Origin of the sequence: Streptomyces kebangsaanensis (genome assembly GCF_001906585.1) — a bacterium.
Taxonomy (GTDB): Bacteria; Actinomycetota; Actinomycetes; order Streptomycetales; family Streptomycetaceae; genus Streptomyces; species Streptomyces kebangsaanensis.
This window is the reverse complement of record NZ_JUJA01000032.1, coordinates 1-14,141: the sequence shown is the minus strand read 5'-3', so window position 1 is coordinate 14,141 and position 14,141 is coordinate 1. Positions and strand designations below refer to the sequence as shown.

The window sequence follows — 14,141 nt, the reverse complement described above, 5'->3', positions numbered from 1 at the left end:
CCCGCCGCTCGAGTCCGGCGGGCAGCAGGGTCGGCAGCACCTCGGCGAGGACGCGCACGGTGTCGGCGCCCGCGCCCTCGACCACCTCCGCGTCCCGGGGGCGGAGGGATTCGGGCAGGTGGGGGTCGTGCTCCGCGGGCACGGCGGCGGGCGGCAGGAAGGAGACGCGGGGCAGCCGTTCGAGGATCGCCTGCCGCAGTACGCCGTCCAGCTCCCCCTTGCCCAGCGGGCCGGGCACCAGGTCGATGACGCCCTCGCCCACCGGCCGCCACTCGGCGAGGAGCTCGGCGTAGGCGTCGGCCGCGCGCTGCACCAGGAAGTCGGTGAGCGGTCCGGGCGCGGTGTGCCGGCGGGTGCTGTCCAGCGGGAACGACGCGATGAGCAGGGCCGGGACGCCGAGGGGTTCGTCGCTCGGGGTGGGGGCGTGCACGACGGGGCTGGTGCGGGGGCGGACCGGGTTGCCGTAGGCGTCGACGGGCACCGCCCAGGTGGCCGACCAGTTCGGCCGCAGCCGCTCCTCCACCGGGCGGTCGGCGAGCAGGTCGGGGGTGAGGGCTCCGTGGGCGGAGGCGGTGCGCCAGTGGGTGACGCCGTCGCTGGAGTCCTCGACGACCGTGAACGCCCCGTCGGTGCGGCGGCTCAGGGTGCGCGGCTCCTCGTCGCCGAGCTCGACCACGACCTCCTCCAGGCCGGGCAGGGCGAGGAGCAGGGCGTCGTCGACGGACCGCAGGAGCCGTTCGGCGAGGTCGGCGGCGGCCGTGTCGCGCAGCGGCAGGATGACGACCGTGTCGTAGGGGCCGGGGGCGGTGCCCTCGGCGGTGAAGGGCAGGCGCAGCAGCGGTACGTGTCCGTCGCGGCGGCGGATCTCGTCGCCGAGGCCGGGGCTGTGCCGCGCGGTCTCCTCGGCGAGGCCGCGGGCCTCGGCCAGCGACCAGCGCACCCCGCCGTGCCGGCCGACCACCGCGGGTTCGTCGGTGACGGCGAGGACGGCGGCGAAGCCGACGCCGAAGCGGCCGACGGCGCTCTCGCGCGCGTCGCGCTTGGCGGAGGCCCGGAGCGTGGACAGCGACTCGACGCCGGCCGTGTCCAGCGGAGCGCCGGTGTTGGCGGCGACGAGGACGCCGTCCCGCAGGGTGAGCCGCAGCCGGCCGGTCACGCCCGCGCGGGCGGCGGCGTCGGCGGCGTTCTGCGCCAGCTCGACGACGAGCCGGTCCCGGTAGCCGCCGAGGACCAGGTCCTCCTCGGCATTGGCGTCCTCCCGGAACCGGGCCGGACTGGCCGTCCAGGCATCCAGCACACCACGCCGCAGGCGCGCGGTCCCAAAGGGATCGCCCTCGGCGGCCGGCTGCACGAACATGCTCACGTCCCACTCTCCTCACGGATGTGAGGTCGAAGGTACCGCTCCGCTGCACACGGGTCGCACCCCGTCCCTTGTGACGCCGGGTCCGTCTCAGGGTGCCCGGAACGGCCCCCGCGTCACACTCGCCGGGGCAGCCGCGTGAGGAGGCTGCCGGGGGGCCGCTAGGAGTGCCCCAGTTCCGCCGACGACTCGTCCTCCGTCGCCGGGACCGAGCCGGAGTCGGCGGCCGGGCGGAGGGGGAACGGGTCCACCCGTGTCTCGTCGATCACCGGCGGAGCCGGCTGCGGGGGCTTGGGCATGACCGCGGCCTCGGAGTGGCCGCCGCAGCCGTACGTCAGGGAGACCACGCGGCCGTCGGCCGGGGAGAACTCGTTGGCGCAGACACCGAAGGCCTGGCCCAGCGAGCCGCCCATGGGCACGAGGAAGCCGCAGCTCACGCAGGCCGCCGGGGCCGCCTGGGCCATGGGGGTCTTCGCGCCGAACGCCTCCTCCCAGCGGTCGGCGGCGACATGCAGGCCGTAGCGGGACAGGACCCGGGCGCGGCGCATGCCCAGCTCCTCGGCGACCGCCGGGATGGAGCCGCGGGCCGGGGCGGTGGGGAGGTTCCTCGGCGGGCCCGCCGTGACGTCGGCGTCCTCCGCCTCCGCCAGCTCGGCCATGTCCGCGGAGACCGCGGAGTTCGGTGCGGGCTCGTCCTCGCCGGAGAAGCCGGGCTCGAGGCGGAGGTCCTCGGCATCGGTGGGCAGCAGGTCGCCGGGGCCCATGTCGCCGGGGCGCAGGCGCTCGCTCCAGGGCACCCACTCGGGTGCGAGCACCGCGTCCGGGCCGGGCAGCAGGACGACCTCGTCGACGGTGACGACCTTGGCGCGGGAGGCGCGGGCCACCGTGACGGCCCAGCGCCAGCCGCGGTAGCCGAGCTCCTTGCACTGGAAGAAGTGCGTGACGACGCGGTCGCCCTCGGAGACCGCGCCCGCGTGCTCGCCGATGACTCCGGGCGCGGCCGCCTCCTCGGCTGCGGCCCGGGCGAGGTCGACGGCCTCGGCGCACAGGCGGTCGGGGGTGCGGCTTCGCGTGGTCGCTGCCTTCACAGGTATCGCTTCTCTCCTACGCCGTTTTTGGGTGCGTCGGCCTGAAGGCGGTGGGGCGGACGGAGCGGACCCTGGGACCGCGTCGACGTCCGCGTCCGATCGCGCTCGGGCGCACCTACGTCATCCATTCTGCGGTATGCACGTAAGGCGCGCGGCCGAGAACGTTCGCCACGACGCGCTAGGCACGCTACCTTCTCGTCGCCTCTGGGCCTACACCGACGGTGGTTTCCCACCGCCCGCCCGTCTCGCTGGGTGGGACGGCCGGCCCAGGACCACTGGAATCGGGCGGAATCGGACAGCGGCCGGAGGGCGGCCGGAGACACGCCGACGTGCGGGAGGCGGGGCAGGCCCCCGGCGCCCCGGGTGACCGGCTCACCAGGGGGTGCGCCGGGGGTGCTCGGGGGGTTCACCGGAGATCGTCCGGGGCGTAATGGCGCTAGCGGCCGCCGTCTCGGGGCAGTATGACGGGGTGGCAGCCGCGAGGACGCCCCCGGGGATCACCGGGATCCGCGGGGACAAGGGGTACAAGGGGAACAGCCGGGGCAGCGGTCCGGGCCGGTTCGGCGGGTCCGTCCGCGCGGTCGGGCGTGCCCTGCACCTGCCCGTCACCGGGGTGGTCCGCGGCATCCGCAGAGCGACCAACGCGCACGGCGCCGGCGAGTCCGGGCTCGGCAGGCTGATCGAGCTGCACGCGGTGAACGGCGCCGGCGACGTCATGATCACCGTGGCGCTGGCCTCCACCGTCTTCTTCTCCGTGCCCACCGACGAGGCCCGCGGCCGGGTCGCGCTGTACCTCGCCGTCACCATGGCGCCCTTCACGCTCCTCGCCCCCGTGATCGGCCCCCTGCTCGACCGCCTCCCGCACGGCCGCCGGGCCGCCATGGCCGGCGCCATGCTCGCCCGGGCGCTGCTCGCGCTGATCATCGCGGGCGCGGTGGCCGGAGGCAGTCTGGAGCTGTATCCGGCGGCGCTCGGCGTGCTGGTCGCCTCCAAGGCGTACGGCGTGATCCGCAGCGCCGTCGTACCCCGGCTGCTGCCGCCGCGCTTCTCCCTGGTCAAGGCGAACTCCCGGGTGACCCTCGGCGGGCTGCTCGCCACCGGCGTGGCCGCGCCCGTCGGGGCGGGGCTGCAGGTCCTGGGCGCGCCCTGGCCGCTCTACGGCGCCTTCGTGATCTTCATCGCGGGAACGTTCCTGTCCTTCTCCCTGCCGCCGAAGGTCGACTCGGCCAAGGGCGAGGACCGGGCGCTGCTCGCCGCGGACGAGCAGCATCTGCGCGGCCCGCGCCGCGAGCCGCTCAAGCGGCCCGGTCTGCGCACGGTCGGCACGGCCGTCACGCACGCCCTCGCCGCCAACGCCGCCCTGCGCTGTCTGTCCGGCTTCCTGATCTTCTTCCTGGCCTTCCTGCTCCGGGAGCACCCGCTGACCGGGGAGAGCGCGGCGGTGTCGCTGGGGATCGTGGGGGTCTCGGCGGGCGCGGGCAACGCGCTCGGTACGGCGGTCGGGGCGTGGCTGCGGTCACGGGCGCCGGAGATCATCATCGTCACGGTCGTCGCGATCGTGCTGGCCGCCGCCGTCACGGCCGCGATCTTCTTCGGCGCGTTCCTGGTGGCCTGCCTGGCCGCGGTCGCCGGCTTCGGGCAGGCGCTGGGCAAGCTGTCCCTGGACGCGCTGATCCAGCGGGACGTGCCGGAGCTGGTGCGGACCTCGGCGTTCGCCCGCTCCGAGACGCTGCTGCAGATGGCCTGGGTGCTCGGCGGCGCGATCGGCATCGTGCTCCCGCTGAACGGGGCGCTGGGCCTGTCGGTGGGCGCCGCGATCGTCGCCGCGGGCTGGCTGCCCACGGTCCGCGGCCTGCTCCTCTCGGCCCGGCGTGGCGGCAGCACCCGGCCCCGCGTGGCGTGACCCGCCCCTGACCGGGCGGTGTCGCGGCCCGGCACCCCCCGGGGGGCGACCCGCCGCACCCCCCGCGTAAACGGCCCGCCCGGCGTGCCCGATAACCTTCGGACATGACCACGCTGCCCCGCGGCGAAGCCGCTATTGGACACCGCGCCGCGCGACGCCGCCGCGCCGTCGCCGCCGCCGGCGCCGTTTCCGCCGGACTGCTCGTACTGTCGGCCTGCCAGAAGCCGACGCCGATGGCCACGATCACCGTCGGCGACAGCTCGGTGACCTCGGAGGCCACCTGCTACAACGACGGCAAGGCGATCAAGACCGCCGATCTGCTGAAGTGCCTGAAGTCGGACAAGACGATCAAGGTCGACCCCGACGAGACCGTCCGCTTCGGTGTCGACCCGGAGATCGCGGACAAGGGCTGGACCATCCTGATGAACGGCCAGCCGCTCACCGACTCCAGCAAGAAGACGTACCGCGCCATCCCGGGCAGCGTGTTCTTCAACGCCAACTACGGCGCCAGTGGCAACTCCACCTGGGTCTCCATCAAGGAGGGCGACAAGGACACCCTGGGCATGTGGTCCTTCAAGCTGCAGAAGGACTCCTGACCACGTACCCGGTGTCCTCCGTGCGCGTACTCGTCGCCACCGCGGTCCCGGCCGAACGGGAGGCGGTGGCACAGGCGTTCACGGAGCCCGTGCGCGAGCTGCAGCTGCCCGGGGTGACCGTGCACCGCTCCGGCGGTCACGACCTGATCGCCGCCGGTGTCGGCCCGGCCCTCGCCGCCGCCTCCACCGCCACCGCCCTGACCGCCGCCGCGCTCGGCGGCACCCCCTACGACCTCGTCGTCTCCGCCGGTATCGCCGGGGGCTTCGCGCCCGCCGCGCCCCTCGGCTCGCTCGTCGTCGCCGACGAGATCACCGCCGCCGACCTGGGCGCCGAGACCGGCGACGGTTTCCTGCCGGTGACCGAACTCGGCTTCGGCACCGTCACCCACCGCCCGCCCGAAGCACTCGTACGGGCGATCGCGACCGCCACCGGAGCCCGTGCCGGCACCGTCCTGACCGTCGCGACCGTGACCGGCACCGCCGCCCGGGCCGATGCCCTGCGCGCCCGCCACCCCCGCGCCCTGGCCGAGGCCATGGAGGGGTTCGGGGTGGCCGAGGCGGCGGCCGCGCACCGCGTCCCGGTGCTGGAGCTGCGCGCGGTCTCCAACCCCGTCGGCCCGCGCGACCGCGCGGCCTGGCGCGTCGGCGACGCCCTGGCCGCCCTGACCGAGGGCTTCGGGAAGCTCACGAACGTCCTCACGAGGTGGAACCCCCATGAGTCCTGACCCCCGGCGACTGCGGATCGCCTACTCGCCCTGCCCCAACGACACCTTCGTCTTCGACGCCCTCGCCCACGGCCGCGTCCCGGACGCGCCCGCGCTCGACGTCACCCTCGCGGACATCGACGTCACCAACGGCATGGCCGAGCGCGGCGAGTACGACGTGCTGAAGGTGTCGTACGCCGTGCTGCCGTACGTCCTCGGCGCGTACGCGCTGCTGCCGTGCGGCGGCGCGCTGGGCCGGGGCTGCGGGCCGCTGGTGCTGACGAGGGAGCGGGACGCCGGGGGCACCTCCCACGCGTTCGGCAGTGGGGGACTGACGGGCCGTACGGTCGCGGTGCCGAGCGAGACGTCGACGGCGTACCTGCTGTTCCGGCTGTGGGCGGCGGACACGGTGCCCGGTGGGGTCGGCGAGATCGTGGTCATGCCGTTCCACGAGATCATGCCGGCCGTGCGGGACGGGAAGGTGGACGCGGGACTCGTCATCCACGAGGCGCGCTTCACGTACCGGAACTACGGTCTGCACAAGCTCGCCGACATGGGCGAGCACTGGGAGGACACCACCGGGCTGCCGATCCCGCTGGGCGCGATCATCGCCAAGCGGTCGCTGGGCGAGGAGACGCTGAGGCGGCTCGCCGACTCGGTCCGCACCTCCGTACGAGCCGCGTGGGACGACCCCGAGGCCTCCCGGGCGTACGTCATGGAGCACGCCCAGGAGATGGACCCGGCCGTCGCCGACCAGCACATCGGCCTGTACGTCAACGAGTTCACCGCCGACCTCGGCGAGGACGGCTACGCGGCGGTCCGCGGGCTGCTCACGCGCGCGGCGGCCGAGGGGCTCGTACCGCCCCTCGGCCCGGACGCGCTCGACTTCCCGTAGTCCCGGTGCCGGCTGTCAGGTCATACGTCCATCTGGTCGGCGACCGCGCGCAGCAGGCCGGCGACCTTCTTGCCCTGGGCCCTGTCGGGGTAGCGGCCGCGCCCCAGCTCGTTCGCGACGCCCTCCAGGAGCGTGGTCAGGTCCTGCACGATGGAGGCCAGCTCGTCCGGTTTCTTGCGCTGGGCGGCCGCGACCGACGGGGCCGGCTCCAGGACCGTCACGGAAAGGGCCTGGTCGCCGCGTTGTCCGGCGACCACCCCGAACTCCACTCGCTGTCCCGGCTTGAGCGTGTCCACTCCGGCGGGGAGCACCGAGGAGTGGACGAAGACATCGCCGCCGTCGTCGCGGGAGAGGAAGCCGAAGCCCTTCTCCGCGTTGAACCACTTGACCTTGCCGGTAGGCAAAGCACGCACCCCATCTCACCGGTCAGCCGAACCACTGTTGCCGCAGGTCAGGCTATCTAGCGCTTGCTCTTGCCTGCCGTTGTCCCGAAGCCTCCCCAGCTCTTTACCCCTCGTCAAGCCCGCCCACGCCAGTCGGCCGAACCTGGCCGATCAGTGGGGAGTCGCTCGCCCGGGGTGAGAGAGACATGAGAGAGACAAGGGATATCTCAGCACACGGAGGGCATGCGGCGGCAACCCTATTCCGGGCCGGGCGGACGTGCCGGCGGCACGCTCCTGACCAGCGGCACGCCCCTGCCCGGCCGTACGCCCCTGACCAGCGCCGACACGAGCCGCGCGGGGAACTACCCTGGTCGGGTGCGTGAAGAAACCCCAACGAACTCCCCCGCGGCCGGTGAAGGGCTGATCCGTGCCGGCGCCATCGTGTTCTTCGTCGGCGCGGTGGCCACGCTCGTCACGATCGCGCCACTGTTCCTCGGCACGAAGCCCTTCCCGACGTACATGTTCGGCCTGAGCATGCTCATGGGCGTCGGCTTCCTGATCGCGGGCGCCGGCGTGTTCCGGTCGATCGCGGCGGGACGCCGTCAGGCGCGCGGCGACTCGCGGTAGCCGGACAGCCAGTCCGGGAACTCGGTCAGATCGGTGAGGACGACGTCCGCGCCCGCCGCCCGCAGCTCCCGCTCGTCGCACGGTCCGGTGGCCACCGCCACCGAGAGGGCACCTGCCGTACGGGCGCCGCGCACGTCGCCGACGTGGTCGCCCACGTACACGCGCGCGCCGTGCTCGCGCAGCGCCTGGGCCTTCTGCTCGGCCCACAGGTCGCCGATCACCGCGTCCGGCTCCATGCCCAGGTGCTCCAGGTGCAGCTTGGCGTTCGGCTCGTGCTTGGCGGTGACGACGATCGCCCGCCCGCCGTACCCCCGCACGGCCGCCATCGCCTCACGGGCGCCGGACAGCGCGGGCGCGGCGGCGACGGCGTACGCCGGGTACATCTCCCGGTACAGGTTCCCCACGGCCTCGACCTGGTCGGCCGGGAACCAGTTGACCAGCTCCTCCTCGAGCGGCGGCCCGAGCCGCGTGACCGCCAGGTCGGCGTCGATGTACGTCCCCGTCCGCTCGGACAGCGCCAGGTAGCAGGCGCGGATGCCGGGGCGGGAGTCGATGAGGGTCATGTCGAGGTCGAAGCCGACGGTCAGGAGGCTGGAGGTCATATGGGCCATTGTGCCCAGGCGGATGTGCGGGCAGGCGCCCGGCCCGTGTGACGTACAACCGTCTCCGGTCCGCGGCTACCCTCGGCGCTGCGAGCGCCAGAGCAGGAACAGGGCCGAGAGCACGGCCGCGGCCCGCACCACCCACGGCCAGGTCTCCTGGACCGCGTCGTTCATGTGGCCCTGGGCGATGGGGGTGCCCCAGCGGTCGTCGGTCCGTCCCCACAGCCACACCACACCGGCCGCGAGCGCCAGGGTCGGCATGCCCATGACGGCCAACTTGGACTCCGTCGGGGTCAGCCGGCGGGAGCCGTACGCGATCAGCCAGCCGAGCAGCAGCACGAACCAGTTGCCGAGGACCGCGCCGACGACCAGCAGTCCGGCCGCGAGCAGCAGCAGCGGATTGCTCCAGCGCCCCCTGAGCAGGGGCAGGCCGAGGCGCCGGCGCGTGGCCGGTGCCTCCTCCGGGCCGGCCGTCCCCACCGCCGCCGCGTCCGCGCCGGCGGCCGTCCCGGGCGCGGGACCGGGCGGGGCGGGTTCCTCGGGCGGCGGGGGCTTGAGCAGCTCGGGGACCTCCACGCCTCCCACGAAGCCGGGCACGTCGTCGCCGATCCCGAACGGGCTGTTGTCCAGGCGCCACCAGTCGGGATGCGTGGCCGGGTCACCGAGCTCCTCGGCGCTCGCCAGGTGCGGCGGGGACGGTCCGTCCAGGGGCGCGGGGTCCGCCCTCGGCTGCGGTGGACGGGGCTGTGGCACGACCCTGCGCAGACCCTTCGGCCGCTCCCGGTCCGCCTCGGCGTCCCGCTGCGCGGGCACGGCCGGCTCCGGCGCCCGCGGGGCCGCCCCGCCCGTCGCGGCCGCGACGACCTCGTCCGGGCTGCCGAGTCGGTCGAGGATGCGGCGGACGGCGGCGGGACTGTCGACGGCGGCCTTGGCGCGGTGCCGGTCGATCTCGTTGCGCAGCCGGGAGACCAGGCGCATCCGGGTGGCCGAGGACAGCTGCCGCTGCTGGGCGACGTCTCCGACGCGGCTCAGATACTCGTAGACGACCTGATCGCTCTCGATCCCCACGGTGCCCCTCCGGGGTGGCTGGCCGGATACCCCGTGGGGGAGAAGGTATCGCAGGCCTGCCTCGGACAGCCCGTCCCGGGGGTCCCCCCGCTCGGAGAGCCTGGGGAAGGTGGGGGGGAGCTCGGGGGAGGTCGAGGACGGGACCGTTCGGGCCGGCGGGGGTCCGGGGCACAGCCCCCGGGGACCGCGACCCGCTACCGTGGGTCGGATGAGCAGCGATGAGCAACCGTCGGCTCCGCGTTCCCTCGCGGAGGCACTCCGCGCGCGCGACGACGCCTGTCTGGCCGCGCTCCTGCGCAGCCGCCCCGATCTCATCACGCCGGTCCCGACCGACCTCACCCAGCTCGCCACCCGCGCCGGGACCCGCGCCTCGGTGGTGCGCGCCCTGGAGCGGCTGGACCGGTTCGCCCTGCAGACCGCGGAGGCCCTCGCGGTGGCCGGCGACCCGGCGACGTACGGCGAACTGCTCGGCCTGATGGCCTCCGACGCCCAGGACCCCGCCGTCGCCGCCGCGCTGCCCCGCGCCCTGGGCACCCTGCGCGAGCAGGCCCTCGTCTGGGGCGGCGACGACCGGCTGCGCCTGGTGCGCACGGCCCGTGAACTGCTCGCCCCGCAGCCGCAGCACCCCTCCCCAACCGGGCTCGGGCCGACCGTGCGGGAGGCGACGGCGGGCATGTCGCCGGGGCGGATCCAGGAGATCCTGGCCACCGCCGGCCTGCCCTCCACCCACGACTCCGTCTCCGCGGTCGCCTCGCTCACCGCCCTGTTCACCGACCGCGAGCGGATGGCCGCGCTGCTCGCCGAGCTCCCGGCCGACTCCCGCGAGGTACTGGACCGCCTGGTGTGGGGCCCGCCGTACGGCCAGGTCACGCCCGATCCGGCACCGCGCCTGCGCCGGCTGCTCGACCGCGGGCTGCTGCTGCCCACGGCGCCCGGGACCGTCGTGCTCCCCCGCGAGGTGGCCCTGCACCTGCGCGGGGGCCGCGCCCACCGCACGCCGGAGCCGGTGCCGCCCGCCGTCGAGGCGGCCGCCACGCACCGTCCACAGGTGGTGGACGCCACCGCGGCCGGACAGGCGTACACCGCCCTGGCCACCGTGGAGGAGCTGCTGAAGGACTGGGACGAGGGCGGGCCGAACGTGCTGCGCGCGGGCGGCCTGAGCGTGCGCGACCTCAAGCGCACCGCCGTCGCCCTCGACGTGCCCGAACCGGTGGCCGCCTTCTGGGTCGAACTCGCTCACGCCGCCGGGCTGATCGCCTCCGACGGCGAGGTGGACGAGCGGTACGCGGCCACCCCCGCCCACGACGAGTGGCGGGAGCGGCCCGCCGCCGAACGCTGGGCCCACCTCGCGGCGGCCTGGCTGGCGGCCACCCGCACACCGGGGCTGGTCGGCGGGCGGGACGCCAAGGACCGCGCGCTGTCGGCGCTCGGCCCGGGACTGGACCGCTCGGCGGCACCGGAGGTGCGGCACCGGGTGCTCACCCTGCTCGCGGGACTGCCGGAGGGCGCCGCGCCCTCCGCCGAGTCGGTGCTGGCCCGGCTGCGCTGGGAGCACCCCTCGCGCGGACCGCGGCGGGAGGACGACCTGCGCGACCGGCTGGCCCGGTGGACGCTGTCCGAGGCGGAACTGCTCGGCGTCACGGGACGCGGCGCGCTGTCCGCGCACGGGCGCACGCTGCTGGGCGTGCCGCCGCCCGCACCGGCCGCCGAGGAGCACGCCGAGCGCGCCGAACCGGCGGGACCCGGCGACAAGCTCCCCGTCCACAGGCACCACCGGCCCGAGCCGGCCCCCGGCGTCCCGGAACCGCTCTCCCCCGCCGAACAGGCAGCGTCCCCCAAGCTCTCGGCTCCGCTCGAGCAGGGCGGTACCCCCACCACCGCGGCCGCCCGCGTCCTCGCCCCGCTCCTGCCCGAGCCCCTGGACCACGTCCTGCTGCAGGCGGACCTCACGGCGGTGGCGCCCGGCCCGCTCCAGCGGCCGCTCGCCGACATGCTGGACGTGCTCGCGGACGTGGAGTCCAAGGGCGGCGCGACCGTCTACCGGTTCACCCCCGCCTCCGTGCGCCGCGCCCTGGACGCCGGCCGCACCGCCGCCGACCTGCACGCCTTCCTCGCCGCGCACTCCCGTACGCCGGTTCCGCAGCCGCTGGCGTACCTGATCGACGACGTGGCCCGCCGGCACGGACACCTGCGGGTCGGCGCCGCCTCGGCGTACGTGCGCTGCGACGACGACGCGATGCTGAACGAGATCCTGGCCGACAAGCGGTCCGCCGCCCTGCGCCTGCGCCGTCTGGCGCCCACCGTGCTCGCCGCGCAGGCCGACCCGGCCACGCTCCTGGAGGGCCTGCGCGCGATGGGCTACGCCCCGGCCGCCGAGTCCGCCGAGGGCGACGTCCTCGTCACCCGGGCCGACTCCTACCGCACCCCGCCGCGCACCGCGCCCGAACCGGTCCCGGAGGGCCCGCCGTCCCCGGACGCCACCCTGCTCGCCGCCGCGATCCGCGCGATCCGGGCGGGCGACCTGGCCTCCACCGCCCCGCGCAAGCCGACCGCCGCCCCGGTCGCGGACGGCGAGCTGCCCCGCACCAGCTCCGCCGAGACCCTCGCCACCATGCAGGCCGCCGTCCTCACCGGCGAGACCCTGTGGATCGGCTACGTCAACGCCGAGGGTGCCGCCAGCCAGCGCGTCATCGCGCCGATCCGCGTCGAGGGCGGCTTCGTGACGGCGTACGACCACACCGCGGACGAGGTCCGCACCTACCCGCTGCACCGGGTCACGGGGGTCGCCGAGCTCGCGGACGACCGGCCGTGACCATGCGCGATTAGGGCACACTTGGGATTGGGGACGACCATGTACCCGTACGGGACCCGACCGCCGGTGTAGCGACCCTCGCGGCGCAGGTGCTCGTGCGCGCTGGACACCCGCATGCCGATGGTGTCGGATTCCAGCTCCGCGAAGACCGCGATCACCTTCGCCATGGCCCGGCCCATGGACGACGTGAGGTCGAGCGGCTCCGTTGCCGACGCGAGCGCGACGCTCTGGTGCTCGGCGAGTCGCATGATCTCCGCGAAGTCGACCGTCGAGCGTGCGAGCCGGTCGATCTTGAAGAACACGATCACGTCCAGCTCGGCGAGCCTGGTCAGAATGCGTTGCAGACCCGGCCGGTCGAGGCCCCGCGAGAGGCCGGAGACATCGATGTCTTCCTCGACGACCATGACGTCCCAGCCACGTGCCTCACACAGCGCCTCGCACGCCGCTCTCTGGCGCTCAGGAGAAGTCGTCTCGTCCGTTTCACGCGATAGGCGAACATAGATAGCGGCGCGCATCCCCGGCGCGTCGGCCGGTACGCCCTTCCGGCGCCGGGCACGGGGCATGGCCCGAGCCGTGGCAGGTGTGGTGTCCGTCACGGTGACAATCCGATCCGCGGAGGTATGCGTGTCCTGCCTGATCGTCCAGTCCGACAAGACCCTGCTGCTCGAGGTCGACCACGAGCGGGCCGACGAGTGCCGTCGGGCCATCGCGCCGTTCGCCGAGCTGGAGCGGGCGCCCGAGCACATCCACACCTACCGGGTCACCCCGCTCGGCCTGTGGAACGCGCGCGCCGCCGGGCACGACGCCGAGCAGGTCGTCGACGCGCTCGTGCAGTACAGCCGCTACCCCGTGCCGCACGCCCTGCTCGTCGACATCGCCGACACGATGGACCGCTACGGGCGGCTGACCCTCACCAAGCACCCGGCGCACGGCCTGGTCCTGACCACCACCGACCGGCCGGTCCTGGAGGAGGTGCTGAAGTCCAGGCGGATCGCCCCGCTGGTCGGCGCCCGCATCGACCCGGACACCGTGGCCGTGCACCCCTCCGAGCGCGGGCAGATCAAGCAGACCCTGCTGAAGCTGGGCTGGCCCGCCGAGGACCTCGCCGGATACGTCGACGGCGAGGCGCACCCGATCGAGCTGCGCGAGGACGGCTGGGCCCTGCGGCCCTACCAGAAGCAGGCCGTGGAGAACTTCTGGCACGGCGGCAGCGGAGTGGTCGTACTCCCCTGCGGGGCCGGCAAGACGCTGGTCGGCGCGGGGTCGATGGCGCAGGCGAAGTCCACGACGCTGATCCTGGTCACCAACACCGTCTCCGCCCGGCAGTGGAAGCACGAGCTGGTGAAGCGGACCTCGCTGACCGAGGAGGAGATCGGCGAGTACAGCGGGAACAAGAAGGAGATCCGCCCGGTCACGATCGCGACGTACCAGGTCCTCACCACCAGGCGGAAGGGCGTCTACCCGCACCTGGAGCTGTTCGACTCCCGCGACTGGGGCCTGATCGTCTACGACGAGGTGCACCTGCTGCCCGCACCCGTCTTCAAGTTCACCGCGGACCTGCAGGCCCGGCGGCGCCTCGGGCTGACCGCGACCCTGGTGCGGGAGGACGGCCGCGAGTCGGACGTGTTCTCCCTGATCGGGCCGAAGCGGTTCGACGCGCCCTGGAAGGAGATCGAGGCGCAGGGCCACATCGCGCCCGCCGACTGCGTCGAGGTCCGGGTGAACCTGACGGACTCCGAGCGGCTGGCCTACGCCACCGCCGAGACGGAGGAGAAGTACCGCTTCTGCGCGACCACCGCGACCAAGCGGAAGGTCACCGAGGCGATCGTCCGCCGCTTCGCCGGGCAGCAGATCCTGGTCATCGGCCAGTACATCGACCAGCTCGACGAGCTGGGCGAGCACCTGAACGCCCCGGTGATCAAGGGCGAGACGTCCAACGCGCAGCGCGAGAAGCTCTTCGACGCCTTCCGCGAGGGCGAGATCAGCGTGCTGGTGGTGTCGAAGGTCGCGAACTTCTCCATCGACCTGCCGGAGGCCACCGTCGCCATCCAGGTCTCGGGCACCTTCGGCTCCCGCCAGGAGGAGGCCCAGCGTCTCGGCCGG

At 74.4% G+C, this 14,141-nt stretch carries 13 protein-coding genes; 7 read left to right on the top strand and 6 right to left on the bottom strand.

The window, feature by feature from the left end; all coding sequences use genetic code 11:
• Together RH94_RS42080 and RH94_RS02855 are read right to left on the bottom strand one after the other, a co-directional pair.
• The coding region (locus RH94_RS42080; protein ID WP_407697243.1) for a sacsin N-terminal ATP-binding-like domain-containing protein at positions 1-1,363 on the bottom strand (1,363 nt) is incomplete at its 3' end.
• 158 nt (positions 1,364-1,521) lie between these two features.
• Positions 1,522-2,448 (bottom strand): DUF3027 domain-containing protein, encoded by a 927-nt coding sequence (locus RH94_RS02855; RefSeq protein ID WP_073946082.1) that lies wholly within the window; start codon positions 2,446-2,448, stop codon positions 1,522-1,524.
• A 469-nt stretch (positions 2,449-2,917) separates the two neighbouring features.
• On the opposite strand from RH94_RS02855, the gene RH94_RS02850 reads away from it, so the two are divergent.
• The 4 genes from RH94_RS02850 (at position 2,918) to RH94_RS02835 (ending at position 6,546) form a co-directional block, all read left to right on the top strand.
• The gene (locus RH94_RS02850) at positions 2,918-4,351 is read left to right on the top strand and encodes an MFS transporter (RefSeq protein ID WP_073946081.1); all 1,434 of its coding nucleotides are present in this window, start codon (positions 2,918-2,920) and stop codon (positions 4,349-4,351) included.
• Positions 4,352-4,455: 104 nt separating this feature from the next.
• A complete protein-coding gene (locus RH94_RS02845) occupies positions 4,456-4,947 on the top strand; it encodes a DUF2771 domain-containing protein (RefSeq protein ID WP_073946080.1) in 492 nt (163 codons plus the stop codon).
• Between the two features lie 20 nt (positions 4,948-4,967).
• Positions 4,968-5,672, top strand: a complete 705-nt coding sequence (locus tag RH94_RS02840; protein ID WP_073946140.1) for a futalosine hydrolase — start codon at positions 4,968-4,970, stop codon at positions 5,670-5,672.
• Positions 5,662-6,546, top strand: coding sequence for a 1,4-dihydroxy-6-naphthoate synthase (locus RH94_RS02835; RefSeq protein ID WP_073946079.1), 885 nt, complete (start codon positions 5,662-5,664; stop codon positions 6,544-6,546). Before RH94_RS02840 ends, RH94_RS02835 begins: the two co-directional genes overlap by 11 nt.
• A 20-nt stretch (positions 6,547-6,566) precedes the next feature.
• Here the strand turns inward: RH94_RS02835 and RH94_RS46275 are convergent, their stop codons facing one another.
• The gene (locus tag RH94_RS46275; RefSeq protein WP_073946078.1) at positions 6,567-6,950 is read right to left on the bottom strand and encodes a cold-shock protein; all 384 of its coding nucleotides are present in this window, start codon (positions 6,948-6,950) and stop codon (positions 6,567-6,569) included.
• Positions 6,951-7,304: 354 nt separating this feature from the next.
• Here RH94_RS46275 and RH94_RS02825 point away from each other — a divergent pair, with 354 nt between their 5' ends.
• Positions 7,305-7,556 carry a hypothetical protein gene (locus RH94_RS02825; RefSeq protein WP_073946139.1) on the top strand — a complete coding sequence of 84 codons (252 nt, stop codon included), beginning with the start codon at positions 7,305-7,307 and terminating at the stop codon, positions 7,554-7,556.
• Here RH94_RS02825 and RH94_RS02820 read toward each other — a convergent pair.
• Both RH94_RS02820 and RH94_RS02815 read right to left on the bottom strand, forming a co-directional pair.
• Positions 7,532-8,167 carry an HAD family hydrolase gene (locus RH94_RS02820; protein ID WP_073946077.1) on the bottom strand — a complete coding sequence of 212 codons (636 nt, stop codon included), beginning with the start codon at positions 8,165-8,167 and terminating at the stop codon, positions 7,532-7,534. The genes RH94_RS02825 and RH94_RS02820 overlap by 25 nt on opposite strands.
• Before the next feature lie 66 nt (positions 8,168-8,233).
• Positions 8,234-9,226, bottom strand: coding sequence for a hypothetical protein (locus tag RH94_RS02815; protein ID WP_073946076.1), 993 nt, complete (start codon positions 9,224-9,226; stop codon positions 8,234-8,236).
• Positions 9,227-9,434: 208 nt separating this feature from the next.
• Between RH94_RS02815 and RH94_RS02810 the strand changes: the two genes are divergently transcribed.
• The gene (locus RH94_RS02810) at positions 9,435-12,038 is read left to right on the top strand and encodes a helicase C-terminal domain-containing protein (RefSeq protein WP_073946075.1); all 2,604 of its coding nucleotides are present in this window, start codon (positions 9,435-9,437) and stop codon (positions 12,036-12,038) included.
• Here the strand turns inward: RH94_RS02810 and RH94_RS02805 are convergent.
• Positions 11,984-12,634, bottom strand: a complete 651-nt coding sequence (locus RH94_RS02805) for a recombinase family protein (RefSeq protein ID WP_158073009.1) — start codon at positions 12,632-12,634, stop codon at positions 11,984-11,986. The two genes, RH94_RS02810 and RH94_RS02805, sit on opposite strands and share 55 nt — an antisense overlap.
• Before the next feature lie 28 nt (positions 12,635-12,662).
• On the opposite strand from RH94_RS02805, the gene RH94_RS02800 reads away from it, so the two are divergent.
• Positions 12,663-14,141: DNA repair helicase XPB (locus tag RH94_RS02800; protein WP_073946073.1), on the top strand; the 1,479-nt coding region annotated here is incomplete at its 3' end.

Excerpts from the sequence above, each read along its gene's own strand:
- RH94_RS02820 (WP_073946077.1), bottom strand. The coding sequence starts at position 8,167 with ATGGCCCATATGACCTCCAGCCTCCTGACCGTCGGCTTCGACCTCGAC.
- RH94_RS02810 (WP_073946075.1), top strand. The coding sequence starts at position 9,435 with ATGAGCAGCGATGAGCAACCGTCGGCTCCGCGTTCCCTCGCGGAGGCA.
- RH94_RS02835 (WP_073946079.1), top strand. The coding sequence starts at position 5,662 with ATGAGTCCTGACCCCCGGCGACTGCGGATCGCCTACTCGCCCTGCCCC.
- RH94_RS02845 (WP_073946080.1), top strand. The coding sequence starts at position 4,456 with ATGACCACGCTGCCCCGCGGCGAAGCCGCTATTGGACACCGCGCCGCG.